The organism is Reyranella sp. CPCC 100927, from assembly GCF_007859315.1.
GTDB lineage: Bacteria > Pseudomonadota > Alphaproteobacteria > Reyranellales > Reyranellaceae > Vineibacter.
In genome coordinates, this window is record NZ_VOHA01000012.1 from 68,293 (window position 1) to 87,693 (window position 19,401).

At 66.2% G+C, this 19,401-nt stretch carries 15 protein-coding genes and 1 tRNA gene; 5 read left to right on the forward strand and 11 right to left on the reverse strand.

The window, feature by feature from the left end; translation table 11 throughout:
* Positions 1 to 207: 207 nt before the first annotated feature.
* The 6 genes from FQU96_RS26750 to FQU96_RS26775 form a co-directional block, all read right to left on the reverse strand.
* A complete protein-coding gene (locus FQU96_RS26750) occupies positions 208 to 654 on the reverse strand; it encodes a hypothetical protein (protein WP_255468574.1) in 447 nt (148 codons plus the stop codon).
* Positions 655 to 677: 23 nt separating this feature from the next.
* Positions 678 to 1,253: a hypothetical protein gene (locus FQU96_RS26755; protein ID WP_146544427.1), complete on the reverse strand. Its 576-nt coding sequence runs from the start codon at positions 1,251 to 1,253 to the stop codon at positions 678 to 680.
* Between the two features lie 3 nt (positions 1,254 to 1,256).
* Positions 1,257 to 2,543 (reverse strand): phenylacetate--CoA ligase PaaK, encoded by a 1,287-nt coding sequence (gene paaK, locus FQU96_RS26760; RefSeq protein WP_146544428.1) that lies wholly within the window; start codon positions 2,541 to 2,543, stop codon positions 1,257 to 1,259.
* Between the two features lie 39 nt (positions 2,544 to 2,582).
* Complete coding sequence (locus FQU96_RS26765; RefSeq protein ID WP_146544429.1) at positions 2,583 to 5,288, reverse strand: DUF2339 domain-containing protein; 2,706 nt, start codon at positions 5,286 to 5,288, stop codon at positions 2,583 to 2,585.
* Positions 5,289 to 5,402: 114 nt separating this feature from the next.
* The gene (locus tag FQU96_RS26770) at positions 5,403 to 6,635 is read right to left on the reverse strand and encodes an amidohydrolase family protein (protein WP_146544430.1); all 1,233 of its coding nucleotides are present in this window, start codon (positions 6,633 to 6,635) and stop codon (positions 5,403 to 5,405) included.
* Positions 6,636 to 6,751: 116 nt separating this feature from the next.
* Entirely contained in the window at positions 6,752 to 7,585 is an 834-nt protein-coding gene (locus tag FQU96_RS26775; protein WP_146544431.1) for a crotonase/enoyl-CoA hydratase family protein, read from the reverse strand.
* Positions 7,586 to 7,740: 155 nt separating this feature from the next.
* Between FQU96_RS26775 and FQU96_RS26780 the strand changes: the two genes are divergently transcribed.
* Together FQU96_RS26780 and FQU96_RS42280 are read left to right on the forward strand one after the other, a co-directional pair.
* Positions 7,741 to 7,815, forward strand: a tRNA-Thr gene (locus tag FQU96_RS26780).
* Between the two features lie 606 nt (positions 7,816 to 8,421).
* Complete coding sequence (locus FQU96_RS42280; protein ID WP_178130724.1) at positions 8,422 to 8,922, forward strand: thermonuclease family protein; 501 nt, start codon at positions 8,422 to 8,424, stop codon at positions 8,920 to 8,922.
* 162 nt (positions 8,923 to 9,084) lie between these two features.
* Here FQU96_RS42280 and FQU96_RS26790 read toward each other — a convergent pair whose 3' ends face one another.
* The 3 genes from FQU96_RS26790 to FQU96_RS26800 all read right to left on the reverse strand — a co-directional run bounded on the left by FQU96_RS26790 (position 9,085) and on the right by FQU96_RS26800 (position 13,384).
* Positions 9,085 to 11,382: a xanthine dehydrogenase family protein molybdopterin-binding subunit gene (locus tag FQU96_RS26790; RefSeq protein WP_146544433.1), complete on the reverse strand. Its 2,298-nt coding sequence runs from the start codon at positions 11,380 to 11,382 to the stop codon at positions 9,085 to 9,087.
* Positions 11,383 to 11,490: 108 nt separating this feature from the next.
* Complete coding sequence (locus FQU96_RS26795) at positions 11,491 to 12,327, reverse strand: hypothetical protein (protein ID WP_146544434.1); 837 nt, start codon at positions 12,325 to 12,327, stop codon at positions 11,491 to 11,493.
* Between the two features lie 139 nt (positions 12,328 to 12,466).
* On the reverse strand, positions 12,467 to 13,384 hold the full coding sequence (locus FQU96_RS26800; protein ID WP_255468576.1) for a LysR substrate-binding domain-containing protein: 918 nt from the start codon (positions 13,382 to 13,384) through the stop codon (positions 12,467 to 12,469).
* Positions 13,385 to 13,516: 132 nt separating this feature from the next.
* On the opposite strand from FQU96_RS26800, the gene FQU96_RS26805 reads away from it, so the two are divergent.
* A complete protein-coding gene (locus FQU96_RS26805) occupies positions 13,517 to 14,101 on the forward strand; it encodes a DUF4865 family protein (RefSeq protein ID WP_146544435.1) in 585 nt (194 codons plus the stop codon).
* A gap of 131 nt (positions 14,102 to 14,232) precedes the next feature.
* Here FQU96_RS26805 and FQU96_RS26810 read toward each other — a convergent pair whose 3' ends face one another.
* Positions 14,233 to 15,828 (reverse strand): GMC family oxidoreductase, encoded by a 1,596-nt coding sequence (locus FQU96_RS26810; RefSeq protein WP_146544436.1) that lies wholly within the window; start codon positions 15,826 to 15,828, stop codon positions 14,233 to 14,235.
* Positions 15,829 to 15,909: 81 nt separating this feature from the next.
* Entirely contained in the window at positions 15,910 to 17,013 is a 1,104-nt protein-coding gene (locus tag FQU96_RS26815; protein ID WP_146544437.1) for a TRAP transporter substrate-binding protein, read from the reverse strand.
* A 180-nt stretch (positions 17,014 to 17,193) separates the two neighbouring features.
* Between FQU96_RS26815 and FQU96_RS26820 the strand changes: the two genes are divergently transcribed.
* Together FQU96_RS26820 and FQU96_RS26825 are read left to right on the forward strand one after the other, a co-directional pair.
* Positions 17,194 to 18,366: an ABC transporter substrate-binding protein gene (locus tag FQU96_RS26820; protein WP_146544438.1), complete on the forward strand. Its 1,173-nt coding sequence runs from the start codon at positions 17,194 to 17,196 to the stop codon at positions 18,364 to 18,366.
* A gap of 170 nt (positions 18,367 to 18,536) precedes the next feature.
* Complete coding sequence (locus FQU96_RS26825; RefSeq protein WP_146544439.1) at positions 18,537 to 19,397, forward strand: branched-chain amino acid ABC transporter permease; 861 nt, start codon at positions 18,537 to 18,539, stop codon at positions 19,395 to 19,397.
* The last annotated feature ends 4 nt before the right edge of the window (positions 19,398 to 19,401 follow it).

Here is a 19,401-nt window from a genome sequence, read left to right on the forward strand (position 1 = left end):
TTGACGATAATCGAGCCGCCAACCTCATCCTGAGGAGGCCGCGCAGCGGCCGTCTCGAAGGATGAGCTACAGACGGAGTCGTAGAAAGGACATGTTGCAACGCCTGCGCTGTTGCCACCCTTCGAGACGCGGCCCTGCGGGCCGCTCCTCAGGGTGAGGTTTCCGCGTAAGTTAGCGCCTATGGGCCAGAGGCACGCGCTCCCAGGGCTACGGCCGCACCAGCACCCAGCCCTGTTCGGCCAGTTCGATCAGAGTCACCACGCCGGCCGGTACGATCTTGGCCTGGGACACGATCGGGATGTCCTTGCCCTCGCGCTTCTTCATGGACTGGATGGTGTTGTCGCAGGCGGCAAAACCGACATTCGGCATGCCCTGCGCGAACGACTCCAGCCGCGTCTTCACCGGCGACGTGTCGGCGCGCAGCATGTGCAGGCCGGCGTTGAAGGTGACGATGACGATCTCGACCTCGTCGCCCTGGTCGGAATAGTGCCGGCTGACATTGGCGGCGACGTTCAGCGCTGCGTTCATCTTGTCCGGGTCGTTGTCGCTGACCTGCAGCGCCAGGCGATGTGTCTTGCCCGCCGCGCGTGCCGAACGCGGCAGCGCCGGCGCCACCAGCGCCGGCAGAACGAGAAACGTCTTCCTGCGATGCATGCGCTTTCTCTCCCTGCGTCGTTCTATGCGGTAACGATATCGGTTCGCGATGGCTTCTGACGATCGAACTCACGCAGCAGCGGCTGGCGCAGCCGCCGCCACAACTGGATCACGTCCTGGCGAGTCGCTGCCGCCCGGTCCGCCTTGAAGGTCGCCCCGTAACCGAGGTCACCGATCAGGTGATAGATCGCGCGGATCGACTCGAAGGGAAAGTAACCGCTGTCCGGCGCATCACGCGCTTCGTCGAGATTGCGGAACACCGAGCGGAACTCGTCGATCACCACGCTCAGCTTCTTCATCACCGTCGCGTACTGCGCCTGAGTTGGCGCCTCCAGATGGGTGTACTGGACCGCCTCCTGCACGGCATCGACCAGCTGCGACCACAGATCGCGCAGCTGCTCGAGGAAGCTGGTGCGGCGCTGGAAGCAGGCCGTCAGCCATGCCGCAGGCACGGCCGATACGAAGATCGCACCGTCCTTCAAGAGCACGTAGAGCTCATCGAAGCGGTCGACGAACTTGAACCAGGTCAGCAGCGCGCCATAGGCTACGTAGACCAGGATGGAGATGACCACCCACCGCAACAGCGCGCGCCGGGTCATGACCTATCCTTTCGGTCTCTTGTCGATCACGCGCCGGGCCTTGCCGATCGACCGCTCGACGGCGCCCGTGGCGGCAACCTGTACCGTGGCGGTGACACCGCACATGCCCTTGACCCGCTCGGCCAGCGTCGCTTCCAGTACCGACCGCTGCGCCGCATCGATGTCGTCCCGTGCCTCGACGACGATCGCCAGCGCATCCAGCGCACCCTCGCGGCTCAACTCCAGCACATAGTGCGGCGACAGGCCGTCGATCTTCAGGATCTGTTCCTCGACCTGGCTGGGAAACAGGTTCACGCCGCGCACGATCAGCATGTCGTCGCTGCGGCCGGTGATGCGCGCCATGCGCCGCATCGCCGTCACGCTGCCGGGCAGCAGCCGCGTCAGGTCGCGCGTGCGGTAGCGGATGACGGGCAGCGCTTCCTTGGTCAGCGACGTGATCACCAGTTCACCCAGTTCACCGTCGGGTACCGGACGGCCGGTCTCGGGATCGACGATTTCGGGCAGGAAGTGATCTTCCCACATCGTGAGCCCGTCCTTGCTCTCGACGAACTCCTGCGCCACGCCCGGCCCCATCACCTCCGAGAGACCGAAGATGTCGACGGCATCGATGCCCGTACGGCGTTCGATCTCGCTGCGCATGGCCTCGGTCCAGGGCTCGGCGCCGTGGATGCCGATGCGCAGCGCCGTCTCGCGCACGTCGATGCCCTGGCGGTCGAACTCGTCGGCCAGCGCCAGCATGTAGGACGGCGTCACCATGATGACCCGCGCGCCGAACTCGCGGATGAGCTGCACCTGGCGCTCGCTGAAGCCGCCCGACATCGGCACGACCGTACATCCCAACCGCTCGGCGCCGTAGTGCGCGCCCAGGCCGCCGGTGAACAAGCCATAACCGTAGGCGACATGCACGATGTCGCCCGGCCGGCCGCCGCCAGCCCAGATCGAACGCGCCATCAGATCGGCCCAGCGGTCGATATCACCTTGCGTGTAACCCACGACCGTCGGTCGGCCCGTCGTGCCGCTGGAGGCATGCACGCGCACGCAGCGTTCGCGCGGCACAGCGAACATGCCGTAGGGATAGTGATCGCGCAGGTCCGATTTCAGCGTGAACGGAAAGGCCGACAGATCGTCCAGGGTCCGCAGGTCGTCGGGATGAACCCCGGCGGCATCGCACTTGGCTCGATACGGGGCCTGATGCGTCCAGGCGTGGCGCACGCTGGTGCGCAGGCGCTCGAGCTGTACCGTGCGCAGGGCATCCAGCGACAACGACAGTTCCGGAAACGGTTCGGACATGCGCTCTCCACCCTGCAGCAGGGACGACTCCGACCTACATCATCTGGCGTCCGTGACCGGTGCCTTGGGTTCATCGGTAAAGACGAACCGGCGATAGAAGAAGGCCAGCGCCAGCAGCACCGCGCCCAGCCCGAGGAAGGAGAAGACGCGCAGCAACTCGCCCAGCCCCGACATATCGACCAGGAAGACCTTGCAGATCGTCAGGCAGACAACGGCCATGCCGGCATGGCGCGCCGCCGGCACTCGCCGCCACATGCCCAGCGCCAGCAGCGCCACGCCGAAGGCGAGCCAGACCACCGAATAGAGATAGAGTTCGGCGCCCTCGGCATCGAACGGATCGCCGCCGAAGGTCGGATGGAAGACATGGCGCACTTCCACCGACAGGAAGACGAAGAGCAGAATGACCGCGCTGGCGCCGGCGATGGCGCGCGCGGCGGTATCGGTCGAATACGATAACCACCACGCCGCGGCGGCAGCCAGCAGCGCCGGCACCGCATAGCCCAGCAGCAATCCGTTGACGATCGGCGTGGTGCCGACATCGCCGCCGACGAACACCGGATTGAGCAGCAGCGACTGGATGACAACCGCCGCGACGACCGCCAGGCCGCCGACGGCGCGCCAGGCCCAGCGTCCTCCGCTGGACGGCGACCGGCTGTCGCGTATCAGCGCCAGCAGCGCGAAGACGCCCCACGCCGCGACATAGGTCGCCCGCTCCATGAAATCCAGGCGCTCGCGCGCCAGGCCCTCGGGATGGAACAGGCTGCGGATCTCGAGCGTCACCAGCAGGAACAGGAACAGGGCCGCCGCGGCGTCGACGATCACCGTCAGCTCGTCGTCGGCCCACAGCTTCAGGAACCAGTTGGCCACCCAGAACGCCACGGCTGCGAGGCCATAGGTGTAGAGGATCCAGTTGACCACCGGCCATTGGCCCAGCGGGTAGTCGAGGACCGATGGGTTGATCACCAGACGCACGGTGACGACGCCGACGATCAACCAGCACAGCCAGCGCAGCACCGGCAGGTCGAGCTTCCAGGCGATCCACGCCACGGCCGGCAACGTGAGCGCATAGGCCATGGTGATCCACTGCCGCTGCAGTTCCAGCGGAATGGCGGCCGCGACAAAGAACGCGACACCGACCGCCACGAATCCCAGGGCCTCCGTGGCACCCGGCATCTGCAGTCGCCAGCGCGCCAGCCGCTCGGCGCCGATGAGATAGGGCACCGCCAGTCCCAGGCTGATCAGGCCCCATGTCGTGTCGGGCAAACTCTGCCGCAACGCGCCATAGGCCAACAGCAGGTGCAGGGCGGCCGCGGACACCGACACGGCAGCCCAGAAACCGGGCCGCCCGGCGTTCCACATCAGGGCGTAGGCGCCGGCCGCCAGCAGGCCGCCCATGATGCCGATGGTCCAGGCGAAGGGTTCGACCTGCTGGAATGCCGTGTCGAACCAGCGATCGCCGCGCCAGATCATGAAAGCCAGCAGCGAGAATGCCACCGGTGCAACGGCGAGCCACTGGTAGCGCGGCACGTAGCGCGCCAGCGCGAAGATCCCGGCGGCATGCAGCGCCAGGCACAGCCAGCCGGCCCACTGCAACTCCGCGCCGGCAATGCCCAACACCAGCAGCAGTCCGGTCACCAGCGTGGCCACCCACAGCTTGGCCACGACATGTGCCGGCGCACCGCCGTCCTCGCGCACCCGCTGCCAGGTCGCCCACGTGAAGAGCCCGGCAACAGCGACCTGGAACAGCGCAACCCAGATCAACTCACCGTCGTGTTTTGCCGGGTCGAACAGGCGCGCGACCAGCCAGAACACCGTCCACAGCACGTCGCCGGCCAGCACGCCCCAGCCCAGCCACCACCAGCCGCGATGACGGATCACCGCGAGCGTGCCGACCGAGATCGCCAGCAGGTAGCCGAACAGCAGCGGCACATTGGAGCTGTCGGTACCCAGGAAGATCGGCGACAGCACGCCGCCGACAAACCCCAGGGCCGCCACGAACGGGCCATGACGCAGGGCAAGCCCGATGGCGAATGCCGTCAGCGCAATGGCGAGCACGCCGGCCAGAGACTTGGGTATCAATTCATAAAGGGCAGCCGATGCCAGCAGCGCGGCAAACAGGACAGCCACGCCAGCAGCCGCCACCGCCTGCGCTATCCGCGCGTCGCGGCTGCGCAGCCACTCGGCGATCCCGACCAGGATGAAACCACCCGCCGTGCCCAGGATCACCCGCACGGTCGGCGGCAGATAGCCCTGGTCAATGGCGTAGCGGAACAGGAACAACCCGGCCAGGGCCACCGCGATGGCGCCGAGCCAGATGAACAGATTGCCGCCCAGCTTCTGCTCGAGCGTCGCGCGCGACCAGCCGCCAGAATCCGCGGTCGACGCCGCCAGCGGCGGCACCGCCACGGGTTCGACCGTCGGCGGTAGCGGTGGTGGTGGCGGCGGTGGCGGTGCGTAGCCAGGTGCCGGGATCGGCTGTGGTACTGGAACCCAGGCCTGACCGGGCGCTGGCCCAGCGTAAGGCGCGATGGGCGGTGGTGGTACCGCGACGCCAGGCGGCACATCCGGCACCGGTGCCGCTGGCGCAGCACCCGCCAGTTGCGCCTGCAGATAACGCACCTGGTGTTCCAGGGCATCGAGGCGCCGCTGCGCCGCGCCGGCACGCACGAACCCGGCAACCGCCAGGATCGGGACCACCAACACGGCAGCACCGACCAGCAGTCCCAGCAGGACCCACTCGTCCATCAGGATTGTCCCCAAGCCCCGCTCATTGTGAGCGCCTTCACGGGTTCGCCGGGCTTACTGTCACGCATTATACACAAACGCCGTCATCGCCACGCGCCTCGCGGGCTCTCGTCCTTACTGCGCGGCAATCCGCAGCGCATCGCTGGCGGCGGCGCGGTTGTCGCGCGCCAGGACGCCGCGCTTGACCACCAGGCGATGGTAGTCCTTGCGCGCGGCGCGGGTGATGTCGGCCAGCGGATCACCGTTGACGACCAGGAAGTCGGCGACATTGCCCTCGCGGATACGGCCGTGATCGGCCAGGCGCATCAGGTCGGCGGCGCTGGCCGTGGAGAAGAACAGCGAGTCGCGCGGCGTGATGCCGATCTCGCACATGTACTCGAGCTCCATGGCATTATCGCCATGCCGGTTGTACGGCGTACCGGCATCGGTACCCATGGCGATCTTGCAGCCGGCCGCATAGTACATCTTCACCGAATCGATGTGACGGCCGAAGACCCGCTGCGCCTTTTCGACCACGTACTCGGGGATCGAGCGGTCGCCCGCCTCGACGCCGCGCAGGATGTTCTTTACGGCGGCCAGCGTCGGCACCAGCCAGGTGCCGCGCGACTGCATTTCCAGCACGCACTCGTCGGTCATGAAGATGCCGTGCTCGATCGACGTGACGCCACCGCGCACGGCGTTGAGGATGCCTTCCGAGCCCTGCGCATGGCTGGCCGTGGTCTTGTGGAAACGCGTCGCCTCGGCAATGCCGGCGGCGATCTCGGCGGCCGAGTAGTGGGCGTCCTCGGGATTGACGCCCGGGGTCATCACGCCGCCGGTGGCCATGATCTTGACCAGGTCGGAGCCGGCATGGACCTGCTCGCGCACCGCCTTGACCACCTCATCGATGCCATCGGCAACGCGGCCGGTGCGGTTGCCGTGACCGCCGGTCATGCAGATCATGCGGCCGGCGCAGCGCATGGTCGGACCGAGGAAGCGGCCGGTATTGACGGCATCGCGAATGGCGAACTCGATGTAGTCCTTGCCGCCGCAATCGCGCACGGCGGTGATGCCGCCGTCCAGGGTGGCGCGCATGAACTCCAGGCCGCGCACGGCGATCTGCGCCGCGCTCATGCGGTCCTGCACGACGCCAGGGTTACCCTCGGCGCCCGACAGCGAATGGATGTGGCAGTCGATCAGACCGGGCAGCAGGGTGCCGCCTGACGTATCGATGCGCGGCCCCGCATAGCTGACGAACTCGCCGGCCGGTGCCAACCGCTTGATGCGACCGTCTTCCTCGAGCACCGCATGCCCTTCGATCGCCTTCTCGCCGTCGAAAATCTTGCCGCCGCTATACAGGGTCGCCATGGCTTCACCATGTTGCTGATCGTTGAAATGTCCGCAGAATACAATCCGTAGCACGGATTGAACGCGCGCGCCGACTCTATAATGAGGAAGCGCTCATGAATATTGTTGGTGGTGCGTCAGAGCTTGCCGCTCGCCGCCAGATCCTGGAAGCGCGGTGGCCGCTTTTCCTGCATGGCGCGGAAGGCTTCCGGCATGTCCTCGCCGTGGATGAAGGCGGCGTTCCACACGCTCATGTAGTTCAGCGCCTCGTCGACGGTGTGGTCACGCGTATAGTTGATCATTTCCTTGCTGCCGTGGATGGCGAGCGGCGATTTCGCCGCAATATCCCGCGCAATCCCCATGACATCGTCGAGCATCGCCGCCTGGGTGTCGTAGAGGCGGTTCACCAGGCCGCAGCGCTGCGCCTCGTCCGCCGACAGATTGCGGCCGGTATACGCCAGTTCACGCACCAGGCCCTGCGGGATCAGATGCGGCAAGCGCTGCAGGGTGCCGACGTCGGCGGTCATGCCGAGGTCGATCTCCTTGATGACGAAGAACGCATCGCGGGTGCAGTAGCGCATGTCGCAGGCCGATACCATGTCGACGCCGCCACCGATGCAGCCGCCCTGGATCGCCGCCAGCACCGGTACCCGGCATTTCTCGATCACCGTGAAAGAATCCTGATAGGCCAGCAGTCCGCGACGAAAGCGCTCGCGCCGGCGGGCCGGATCGCCCGCGTCCGCGGTGATATCGGCGAACGCCGACAGATCCATGCCGGCGGTGAAATGCGGGCCGGTCGACGAAATCACCACCGCGCGCACGTCAGCCCGCTGCTCGCCGATCTCGACGGCAAAAACCCGGCGGATCTCATCCCAGAAGGCACGATTCATCGCGTTGCGCTTGTCGGGCCGGTTGAATCGCACGTGCGCGACATGGTCGGTGACGCTGAAATCGAAGGTGGTGTAGGTCACGCGGCTCTCCGGCGGCTATGGGTGGGTGTCATAAAGCCCACGGGCCCGACCTTGGCAACCAGCAGTGCATCAAGACGCCACGAGGGGTTGAAGGCCCCTGCCCCCTATGGCATACCCGCCGCCGTCTCGCAGGCCGCAAACGCCGCCGCGTCGGGGCTGCCGTAGCTCAGTGGTAGAGCACTCCCTTGGTAAGGGAGAGGTCGACAGTTCAATCCTGTCCGGCAGCACCAGTTTTCCAACCCCACCGTCACCAAAGGCTCTTCCCTGCCCAGCGACCGCCGGTGTCGTCCGCGCGCGGGCGGGTCACGGGGATTTAGCGAATCCCTCAGCACGTTTATCGTGGTGAAGAGTCTCGTCTTCTGGTCGTTAAAAGCGAACGTGATTTCTAAGTTTTGTTTCTCATATGTTCCTTAGCAATTTGCAGTGAGAGCCTGTTGTTCACGTTCCATTGACACGATGTTCGGAAAATAACGGGAATTTTGCGCAAAAATGCAAATATACGTTAATTTCAGAACAAAATAGGAATATCGATTTAATGAACGATTGTCTGCGTAATGCCTGTCCAGGTGAAGCGCACTACCTCGTTACGAGCCCGGCGGTGGCGGCCGGCATTCAAGAGCGGCCAACGTACGGACGTCTGGGCCGTTCGGAGCAGGCCGCGCGCCGTACGGGGTGCATACGCCGCGCCTTCGCAGAATTTCTCTTGTCCCCAAAAGCGTACGCGTGAGGCGACGGGCGTTTGTCCGCTCCTCGACATGAAACCTCGAGCGACGACGTTCGTAACAAGCGGACGCGCTTGCGTCGTCGTCAACATCGTGTTCCCTTACGCGCACCGAATGAACATCCGTCTCCTTGTCGCCGTTGTTGCGTGCTGCGTCGCGTTGAGCGGCAACGTGCGCGCCGAAACGATCATGTCCGGCACGTCCGCCGGTCTCGATGAAGACTCCATCGCTTTGCAGGGCCAGCGTGTGCGGCTGTGGGGTATCGATGCACCCAGCGTCGATCAAACCTGCAAGCGCGGCGGCAAGACGTGGACGTGCGGCCGCGACGCCGCCCGTGCGCTCAGCCAACTGGTCACCGGCAAGACGGTGCGCTGCCTGGTGATCGTCGAGGACAAGCTGCGGCGCTTGATTGTCGGCGACTGCACCCTGGGCGGCGAAAGCCTGTCGCGCTGGATGATACGCAACGGCTGGGCAGTCATGAATCCACGCCAGACCGACGCCTACGCCAAGGAAGAAGCCGAAGCCAAGGACGCCAAGCGCGGCATCTGGTCGAGCGAGTTCGAGATGCCGTGGGACTGGCGCATCCGTCAGCGCACGAAGGGCAAGGGACAGTAAGTCGTCTTTACCGCTCCCGTGAGCGGGAGCGGTCGACGGGTGCGAAGCGCTCGTCGGGTGAGGGCTTCACGCACGACATCTCGTTTTCAATCCCTCACCCTCCCATGGCGCTACGCGCCATGGGCTCCTTCCTCTCCCGCTCGCGGGAGAGGGGACCGAACGCTACCCCTTCACCGACCGGATTGCTTCCCATACGCGATGCGGTGTGGCCGGCATCTGGATGTTGCGTACGCCCAGCGGCCAGAGTGCGTCCATGATCGCGTTGAGGGTCGTGGGCGTGGAGCCGACCGTGCCCGATTCGCCGACACCCTTGACGCCCAGCGGGTTGCTCTTGGCCGGCACCGAGTCGTCGAGCGTGTTGTTGAACGTCGGCAGATCGTCGGCCCGCGGCATGGCGTAGTCCATGAACGAGCCGGTCAGCAGCTGGCCGCTGTCGGCATCGTAGACCGCGCCCTCGAGCAGCGCCTGGCCGATCCCCTGGGCAGCACCCCCGTGGATCTGGCCGAACACGATCGGCCGGTGCAGCGGCCGGCCGACATCGTCGACCGTCGTATAGCGGGCGATCTGGACCTTGCCGGTATCGGGATCGATCTCGACCTCGGCCACATGGGCGCCATTGGGCCAGGCAATCCCGTCGACGGTGTTGACGTTCTCGATGAAGATCCGCTGGTCCGGCTGGCGGGCGGCCAGCGCGAAGAGGTCGATCGACCGGTCGGTGCCGACGATGCGGAAGGTGCCGGCGTCGTACTGGATGTCGCCGGCGGCGGCCTCCAGCGCGTCGGCGGCCAGCTCCTTGCCCTGGTCGAGCAGTTTCTGGGTCCCCGACGCCACGGCGGAGCCGCCGATATAGGCCGAGCGCGAGCCCATGGAGCCGACGCCGCCGACCCGGTCGGAATCGCCCATGGCGATCTCGATCTTGCCGGCATCGATGCCCAGCAGTTCGGCGGCAAGCTGGGTGAAGCTGGTCTGCAGCCCCTGCCCCATGCCCTGCGTGCCCATCCAGATGCGCAACTTGCCGTCGCCCAGCACCTCGTAATGGGCCATTTCATTCAGGACGTTGGCCGACGTCCATTCGACGTACGTCGCGAGACCACGCCCGTAGAGCTTGCCCCGGGTCTCGGCCGCCGCCTTGCGCGCGGCGAAGCCGTCCCAGTCCGCCGCGGTCAGCACCTTGGTGAGGAACAGGTCGAAGTCGCCCGAATCGTACTTCTCGCCCATCGCCGTCGTGTACGGCATCTGCGACGGCTGGACGAAATTGCGCCGGCGCAGTTCGGCCGGATCGATGCCGGTCTGGCGCGCCGCCGTGTCCATCAGCCGTTCGAGGTCGAGGATGCATTCCGGACGTCCGGCGCCGCGGTAGGCCCCGATGGTCGCCGTGTTGGTCAGCACGCAGGCCAGCCGCAGGTCGAGCGTCGGGATGTCGTAGGTGCCGGTCACCACCTTGGGGCCGACGAACAGCGGGATCACCACGCCGGCGCGCGCCGGGTAGGCGCCGATATTGGCCCACGCCTCCAGGCGCAGCCCCAGGATGCGGCCGTCCTTGTCCAGTGCCAGCGAGGCCTTGTGCAGCTGGTCGCGACCGGCCGTGGTGCCGGCGAACTCCTCGCCGCGCTCGGCCCGCCACTTCACCGGCCGCTTCAGCACCTTGCAGGCCCACACCGCCACCGACTCGTCGGGCTGGATGCCGACCTTCATGCCGAAGCCGCCGCCGATGTCGCGCACCAGCACGCGGACCTTGTCCTTCGGCATCTTCAGGATCGTCTCGCACAGCGTGTCGCGGGTCACCGACGGGTTCTGGCTGCCGATATGAACGACGATACGATCCTCGTCCCACTCCGCCAGGATGGCGCGCGGCTCCATGGCGTTGACGATCAGCCGCTGGTGCTCGATCTCCAGCGAGACGACGTGAGCGGCGGCCTTGAAGGCCGCATCCGTCTTGGCCTGGTCACCGAACCGGTTGACCCCGATGATGTTGCCCGGTGCGTCATGCCACACCAGCGGCGCACCGTCGGCCAGCGCCGCCTTGGTGTCGGTCACCGACGGCTGCATGTCGTAGTCGATCGCGACCAGGTCGGCGGCGTCCTGCGCCTGCGCCCGCGTCTGGGCGATCACCGCCACCACCGGCTCACCGACGTGGCGTACCACCTCGTGCGCCAGCGAGCGGCGCGGCGTCATTTCCGGCTTCTGGCCGTCGGCCCGCGGAAACATGGCCGGAAAGGCGAACGTGCCGACGCCCTCGGCTGCCATGTCGGCCCAGGTATAGACCGCCACGACGCCGGGCGCGGCCTTCGCCGCCGACGTGTCGATCGACGTGATCGTCGCGTGCGCATGCGGCGAGCGCACCAGCACCATCTCGACTTGCTCGGGCCGCGACAGGTTGTCGGCGAAACCACCCTTGCCCGTCAGCAAACGCTGGTCCTCAACACGACTGATGTACTGCGCCTTACCAAACGCCGCCATGGCTCGCTCCGCGAAACATCTATGGAAAAAGGTCGCGGACTATAGCGGCTGGCATGCGGAGGGAAACAGCTTCCGTATTGCCACATCCCGTGAATGACTATTCCGATATCAGCCATAGCGCAGCTGCAGCACCAACCGATCGTGCCGTTCCGGCGGCAACGCCTTGTGAAAACCGAAGGGATCCTCGAGGAAACCGAAGCCGGCGGGACCTTCGACGACGATCTGGCGATCCGCGCCATAGTACGCCGCCAACGCGGCCTCATCGCGAAAGGCGGAGGCGAGCACGAACCGGAGCGGTTTGTCACGGGCGGAGCCGGGAACCATGACGTGCGCACCGGAGTGCCGATCACTGGGTGTCAGATAGAAATAGGCATAGAGCCCGTTGAACCACGGCACATCGTAGTGGAAGTCGATCGTCTGGCCCAAGGCACGGCGCGCATCATCGGAAAGCGCACCGGCGAAACTCCAGAACAGGCGTACGCGCGGTGGCGGCGGCTGATATCCCAGAAACGCCGACGCGGCCTCGCGCAATCCCGGATCACCGCGGATGATCGTCACGGCGGTGCAATCCGTCGGCTGCCGCATATCCGCTACCGGCACGGGCTGGCCGTCGGCCAGCCTGCCATGGCGGATGTCGACATAACGAAATTGCTCATCGATGCCGGGGCGCGTACAGGACGCCTGCTCGGCAAAGCCGACGATCGCCGCCACCATGTCGGCCGGCAGACGCAGTCCCGCGTACAGGCCGCGCTGGCGCAACGCGGCGGCGGACACACGGGACGCGAGAGCGGGAAAGAGGGTGTCCGACTCACCTACCCCGGGCAGCAGCTGTGGCTTGGCCGCGTGCGCTGCAAGCCAGCTGTAGGCGCGCCGCATGACCGGGAACCGGCCGATCAGACGATGCGGGTGGTACCAGTGGCGCCACCGCTTGGGAAGATCTCGCACACCACACTCCACGCTGCGGACCGGCGTTGGGTGTGCGGACCTTAGTCATGGCGGCCGTGGATAGCCGTGTCATTTCCATGTCCAGTGTCGTGCGCATCATCGAGCGAGTCGATGATGCGACTGAACGACAACGACTATTTCAAGCACGGCCGATGTCAGCTTCGAGTTTTTCGCGGATCGTGGTGATCAGAATGTCCTGCAGCTTGCGCGCTGCCGTACTCTGCTTTCCCTCGGCGTGGTGCAGCAGCAGGCGGAGACTGCCGGACGACAGCGGCGGCAGGCCGTCCTGGTCTCCCAGGATGATCAGCGGCGATCGCAACCCGATCGGCGTACGCACCGAAACGCCCAACCCCGCTTCGACCGCCGACCATTGGCTGGAAAGACTGGGGCTCGAAAAGGCGAGACGCCACGGCAGCCTTTTCGCTTCAAGAGTCTGCACCGCCACGCGCCGGAACTCGCACGGGGGCTCGAACAGCACCAGCGGGATGTGATCGGCGCCCTGCCAGGACCGGTCGCTCGAACCGATCCAGACCATGGGAACGCGGCCGAGAGCGATGGCGCCGCGTGCGTTCTTGTCGCCGAACGTCAGGGCGAAATCGAGCTGCTGGCGCGCCAGCGCGTCGAGGAGAACCGCGTTGCGGTCGGCTTTCACTTCGATGACGATCGACGGATGGGCGCGCGCGAAGCGGGCAAGGATTTTCGTCAGCCAACCATCGGCGAAGTCCTGCGAAATTCCCAGGCGCACGGAACCGGCCAGCCGCAACGTCGTGACCGCCGCCACCGTTTCGTCGTTCAGCTCCAGCAAGCGGCGCGCATAGGCCAGCAGCACGTCGCCGCCCTCGGTCAGGGCCAGGCCGCGGCCGTTCTTCTGGAACAGCGGCGCGCCGGTGACCTCCTCGAGCCGCCTGAGCTGCAGGCTCACGGCGGGCTGCGAGCGTCCCACGCGCTGCGCCGCGCGCGCCACGCCGCCCAGGTCGACGACGGCGACGAACGTGCGCAACAGCGCCATGTCGAGATTCACACGTGTCGCCTCGATGGATCTGGCAGCGGTGTTCACGGGCCCCTACCGATTCGCGGGCTGCGAAATAGATTAATATTAGAAATATGTTTGTTTTGAAATATAAATTTTTCAAATATATCGGCAATCACCAGGTTTGCCCCGAGATGCTTGTTACGAACGGAGCCGATCATGATCGCGATGCAGTACAGCTTCGTGCTCCCCGCCGACTACGATATGTCGATCATCGAACGACGGGTGGCCGAGAAAGGTCACCTGCTGGATGACTTTCCCGATCTGCGGTTCAAGGCCTATCTGTTCGCCAGCCGCCGCAAGGGGCAACTGCAGAGCGTCGAGAATCTCTACGCGCCCTTCTACGTGTGGAACAGCACCGCCGGAATGAACGCGTTTCTGTGCGGTCCCGGCTTCGTCGGCGTGACGCAGTCCTTCGGCTGGCCCGTGGTCAGAACGTGGTCGGTGTGGCAGGCACAACTGTCGCCCGAGATCCATCGCGCTGTGTTCGCCACACGCGAGGTCGCCCCCATCGCGCCCCATGCCGCGCTCGCCGACCTGCGCCGGCGTGAGAGCGATGACGCCGTCGCCGATGTCGAGCGCGATGGCGTCCTGGGATCGGTGACCGCTTTCGAGCCCGCGACCTGGACCCGCGTGCGCCTGCGGCTGTGGGGCGAGGTCCGCGCGGTCGCGGCCCGCGACGGCCTGCAGGCCTACGACATCGGCCACATGTCGACGCCGGGTCTCATCCGAACCGCAGCTTGAGTGACCCACCAGATCGAAGGCCTGAAAGCGCGGGCCTCTGGCCTGCTCATGCCAGCGCACCACGCGCAGCGACGAACGCGACGCTCTCGCCTGAAAAAATGCCGGCGGGGCGACCGTGCTCCCAGGACGCACTACGCCGCCTTGGCATCCTCGCGGATCATGGCGGCCCCCTTCTCGGCGATCATGATGGTGGGCGCGTTGGTGTTGGTGGTCGTGACGCTGGGCATGATCGACGCATCGATCACACGCAGTCGCTCGATGCCGCGAACCCGCAGGCGGGAATCGACGACCGCCATGGGATCCTCGCCCATGCGACAGGTGCCGACCGGATGATAGACGGTGTTGCCCGTGCGGCGCGCGAAGTCGGCCAGGGCGTCATCCGACTCGACCTGCCGTCCGGGCACCGTTTCCTCGACGCGGTGCGGTGCGAACGCCGGTGCGGCGAAGATACGCCGCGCATGGCGGATGCCGGCGATCAGCACCTGCATATCGGCCGGCACCGAGAGGTAGTTCGGCCGGATGACGGGGCGCGCCAGCGGGTCGGCCGAGGCAGCCATGATCGTACCGCGGCTTTCCGGCCGCGCGATCGAGCAGGCGATGGTCATGCCGGGCGTGCGTTCCAGATCACCGAAGCGCTGCTGATCGTAGCTGGCCGGCGAGAACAGGAGCTGGATGTCGGGACTGGCCAGTCCCTCGCGGCTGCGGCACAGGACCATGGCACTGCTGACGCCGAAGGTGAGCGCGCCGCGCCCCACGGTCAGCCAGCGCGCCACCTCGCCGGCCAGCCGCAAGCCGCGCGACAGCTCGTTGATCGACACGGCACCTTTGACGCGCTGCGAAACCCGCGCGCAGTAGTGATCGGAGAGATTGGCGCCGACACCGGGCACGTCGTGCGCGACGGCAACGCCGATCGATTGCAGGTGTGATCCCGGTCCGACGCCCGATATCTGCAGCAGGTGCGGCGAGTTCACCGTGCCACCCGAGAGGATCACCTCGCGCGCCGCGTGAATCTGGCGCTCGGCACCGTCCTGGCGAATGGCGACGCCGGTGCACCGCTTGCCATCGAACAGCAACCGCGTCGCAACGGCATTGGTCTCGACGTGCAGGTTGGTCCGCCCCCGCGCTGCCCGCAGGAACGTCGTGGCCGTCGAGCCGCGGAAGCGGCCGTTGCGCGACATCTGGGAGTAGCCGACGCCCTCCTGCTGCGGCCCGTTGAGGTCGGGCGTGAGTGCAAAGCCGGCCTGCTGGGCGGCTTCGACAAAGCGATGCGTCAACGGCAGGGTGGTGCGGTAATCCTCGACCTGCAGCGGGCCGCCCTTGGCGCGGTTGGGACCGTCGCCCGACACATAGTTCTCCGACTTCATGAAATAAGGCAGCACATCGTCCCAGCCCCACCCACGGCAACCGCGCTGCGCCCAACTGTCATAGTCCGCTGCATTGCCGCGGATGTAGAGCATGCCGTTGATCGAGCTGCTGCCGCCCAGCACGCGCCCGCGTGGCCAGTGGATCGAGCGGTCGGCGGTGCCGGCCTCGGGTTCGGTGCCGTAGTTCCAGTTCACGGCGGGATTGCGCAGCAGCTTCAGCACGCCGGCCGGCACGTGGATCCAGGGGTTCCGGTCGCGCGGGCCGGCCTCCAGCAGCACGACGCGGGCGCCATCCTCGCTCAGCCGGTTGGCCAGCACGCATCCGGCCGAGCCGGCACCGATGATCACGTAATCCGCCTGCATCGCTGCTTCTCTCCCAGGTCTGTCATGCACTCTGGCACCTCTCCCCGCGAGAGCGGGGAGAGGTGAATAGTCCATCGCCCGTCAGCGCTTCTTGCTGGCCTGCTGGGAGAACACGAAGTTGTCGAACGTGTTCTCGGCGACGCGGAACCACAGGTACTGCTCGTCGCGGAACGGCTTCCACGACTCGAAGATCTTCTTGAACTTGGGATTCTTGGCCCCGATCTCGTCGTAGAGATCGAACGCAATGTCGTAGGCGGCCGACATCACCTCGCGCGGGAAGGGCCGCAATTCGGCGCCGGACGCAACCAGGCGGCGCAGCGCGCCCGGGCTGCCGGAATCATACTTGGCCAACACCCAGTTCATCTGCTCGCTGGCCACCGCCTGAATGGCGGTTCGATAGCTCGACGGCAGCTTCTCCCATTCCTTCAGGCTGAGATACAGGCCGGTCTGGGTGCAACCCTCCCACCAGCCGGGGTAGTAGTAGTACTTGGCGACCTTGGCGAAGCCGAGCTTCTCGTCGTCATAGGGGCCGACCCACTCGGCGGCGTCGATGGTGCCCTTTTCCAGCGCCGGATAGATGTCGCCGCCGGCGATCTGCTGCGGCACCACGCCCAGCCGGCTCAGGACCTGGCCGGCAAAGCCGGCGATCCGGAACTTCAGACCCTTGAGGTCTTCCAGCGATTTGATTTCGCGGCGGAACCAGCCGCCCATCTGCGCGCCGGTGTGGGCAATCGGCACATAGACGCAGTTGTAGTCCTTCAGGAAGTCGTTGATCAGATCCAGCCCACCGCCGGCGATGATCCAGGCATTGTGCTGGCGGGTATTCATGCCGAACGGCAACGTCGTCGCGAAGGAGAACGCCGGATCCTTGCCGACATAATAGTAACCGGCGGTGTAGCCGCCCTCGACGGTGCCGTTCTGGACGGCGTCGATCACCTGCAGGGCGGGGACGACCTCGCCCGGCGCGAACCACTTGATCTGGAACTTACCGCCGGTCAGTTCGCCGACCCGCTTCGCGAGCTCGTCCATGACCGTGGTCGGAATATCCAGGTTCTTGGGGAAGCTGGACGTCAGCCGCCAGCGCACCTCCGGGTGTTCCTGCGCGATCGCCGGCGCGGCGACGGCATGCGCGGCGACCGCTGCCGATCCGGCGCCGGCCGTCTTCATCAAACCCCGTCTTTTCATTGTGTCTGCCTATCCTCCGCACGTCCCGATGACATGCGCCGCCAGCCTAGCCCGCCTGGTACGCGGCCGGCGCACCGCCAGGTGCAGTGCTGCCGTGCGATGGTTGCGTGCCGGTCTTCCCTCGCGACACGCCTCAGACTACGCTGCGTCCGACGACTCAAATCAGTGAGGGGGATACCCATGCGCAGGCGCGCCGTCCTTGGTGCCATCGGCAGTGTCGCACTGGCACTGGCCTCCGGTGGCGCCTTCGCCCAGGACACGGTGAAGGTCGGCCTCATCCTGCCGATGACCGGTCCGTTCGCGTCGACCGGCCGGCAGATCGAAGCCGCGGTCAAGCTCTACATGGCGCAGCACGGCACCACGGTGGCGGGCAAGAAGATCGAGCTGATCGTCAAGGACGATACCGGTGTCGCCGACGTCACCAAGCGGCTGGCGCAAGAACTGGTGGTCAACGACAAGGTCGCCTTCCTGGCCGGCTTCGGGCTGACGCCGCTGGCGCTGGCGACAGCGCCGATCGCCACCGAGGCCAAGGTGCCGCAGATCATCATGGCGGCCGGCACGTCGATCATCACCGAGCGCTCGCCCTTCATCGTGCGCACCAGCTTCACCCTGCCGCAGAACACGCTGCCGATCGCCGACTGGGCCGCCAAGAACGGACTCAAGAAAGTCGTGACCCTGGTCACCGATTTCGGCCCGGGCCTGGACGCCGAGAAGACGTTCGAAGAGCTGTTCACCAAAGCCGGCGGCACCGTGCCGGAGAAGCTGCGCGTGCCGCTGCGCAACCCCGACTTCGCGCCCTTCCTGCAGCGCGCCGCCGACGCCAAGCCCGACGCCCTGTTCGTGTTCGTGCCGTCCGGTGCCGGCTCGGCAGTGATGAAGCAGTTCGCCGAGCGCGGCCTGGACAAGGCCGGCATCAAGCTGATCGGCACCGGCGACGTCACCGATGACGACATCCTCAACGACATGGGTGACGTGGCGTTGGGCGCCATCACCAGCCATCACTACTCGACGGCGCACAATTCGCCGGAGAACAAGGCCTTCGTCGAGGCCTTCCGCAAGGCCGCGGGCGGCATGCGGCCCAACTTCATGGCGGTGGGCGGCTGGGACGGCATGCACCTGATCTACCAGGCGCTCACCAAGACCGCCGGCAAGACCGACGGCGAGGCCCTGGTGGCGGCGATGAAAGGCATGGCCTGGACCAGCCCGCGCGGACCGATCTCGATCGACCCCGCCACGCGCGAAATCGTGCAGAACGTCTATGTGCGCAAAGTCGAGAGGGTCGACGGCCAGCTGTTCAACGTCGAGTTCGCCACCTTCGAGGCCGTGAAGGATCCGGCCAAGGCGGCGAAGTAGCGAAATCCTCCCCACGCAGTGGGGAGGTGGCCCGGAAGGCCGGAGGGGACCTCCACGTGGTCTTGGCAACAAAGACCTCGTCGGCTCCCCATCCGGCTCAGGTGCTTCGACGCAAAGCGTCGAAGCACCGAAACGGCCACCTTCCGCGCAAGCGGGGAAGGGAACTCCCCATGCTCACCATTCTTTTCGACGGCCTCGCCTACGGGATGATCCTGTTCGTGCTGGCGTGCGGGCTGGCGGTGACCTTGGGGTTGATGAACTTCGTCAACCTGGCGCACGGCGCTTTCGCCATGGCCGGCGGCTACATCACCGTGCTGCTGATGGGCCGGCTGGGCGTGCCGTTCCTGTGGTGCCTGCCGATCGCGTTCATCGCCACGGCCCTGGTTGGCGCCGTGCTCGAGCGAACGCTCTATGTCCATCTCTACAGCCGCCCGCATCTGGACCACGTGCTGTTCACCATCGGGCTGGTGTTCATGGCGGTGGCCGCCATCGACTATTTCCTGGGCGCGCAGCAGCAGATCATCCGCTTGCCGCAGGCCCTGCAGGGGCGCATCGAGGTGTTCGGCATCAGCGTCGGCATCTACCGTCTGTTCGTCATCGGCGTCTGCGGCGCACTGGTGGTGATCCTGCAGTCGATCCTCGCCTTCACCCGCTTCGGCAGCCGACTGCGCGCCGCCGTCGACGATGCGCGGGTGGCGCGTGGCCTGGGCATCGACGTCAACGCCATCTTCGCGCTCACCTTCGCCGTCGGCTCAGGGCTGGCGGGACTGGGCGGTGCGCTGGGCGCCGAGATCCTCGGCCTGGATCCGACCTTCCCGTTGAAGTTCATGATCTACTTCCTGATCGTGGTCACCGTCGGCGGCACCACCAGCATCACCGGTCCGTTCCTCGCCTCGATCCTGCTCGGCGTCGCCGATGTCGCCGGCAAGTACTACATGCCCAAGCTCGGGGCCTTCGTGATCTACGCCCTGATGGTCGGCGTGCTGCTGTGGCGCCCGCACGGCCTCTTCACCCGCCGCGGCGCACGCTGAGGCC

Bases quoted from the DNA above. Each gene is read 5' to 3' on its own strand.
- FQU96_RS26755 (WP_146544427.1), bottom strand. From the start codon at position 1,253: ATGACCCGGCGCGCGCTGTTGCGGTGGGTGGTCATCTCCATCCTGGTC.
- FQU96_RS26805 (WP_146544435.1), top strand. From the start codon at position 13,517: ATGATCGCGATGCAGTACAGCTTCGTGCTCCCCGCCGACTACGATATG.
- FQU96_RS26815 (WP_146544437.1), bottom strand. From the start codon at position 17,013: ATGAAAAGACGGGGTTTGATGAAGACGGCCGGCGCCGGATCGGCAGCG.
- FQU96_RS26820 (WP_146544438.1), top strand. From the start codon at position 17,194: ATGCGCAGGCGCGCCGTCCTTGGTGCCATCGGCAGTGTCGCACTGGCA.
- FQU96_RS26750 (WP_255468574.1), bottom strand. From the start codon at position 654: ATGCATCGCAGGAAGACGTTTCTCGTTCTGCCGGCGCTGGTGGCGCCG.
- FQU96_RS26810 (WP_146544436.1), bottom strand. From the start codon at position 15,828: ATGCAGGCGGATTACGTGATCATCGGTGCCGGCTCGGCCGGATGCGTG.
- FQU96_RS26825 (WP_146544439.1), top strand. From the start codon at position 18,537: ATGCTCACCATTCTTTTCGACGGCCTCGCCTACGGGATGATCCTGTTC.
- FQU96_RS26790 (WP_146544433.1), bottom strand. From the start codon at position 11,382: ATGGCGGCGTTTGGTAAGGCGCAGTACATCAGTCGTGTTGAGGACCAG.
- FQU96_RS42280 (WP_178130724.1), top strand. From the start codon at position 8,422: ATGAACATCCGTCTCCTTGTCGCCGTTGTTGCGTGCTGCGTCGCGTTG.
- paaK (WP_146544428.1), bottom strand. From the start codon at position 2,543: ATGTCCGAACCGTTTCCGGAACTGTCGTTGTCGCTGGATGCCCTGCGC.
- FQU96_RS26765 (WP_146544429.1), bottom strand. From the start codon at position 5,288: ATGGACGAGTGGGTCCTGCTGGGACTGCTGGTCGGTGCTGCCGTGTTG.
- FQU96_RS26770 (WP_146544430.1), bottom strand. From the start codon at position 6,635: ATGGCGACCCTGTATAGCGGCGGCAAGATTTTCGACGGCGAGAAGGCG.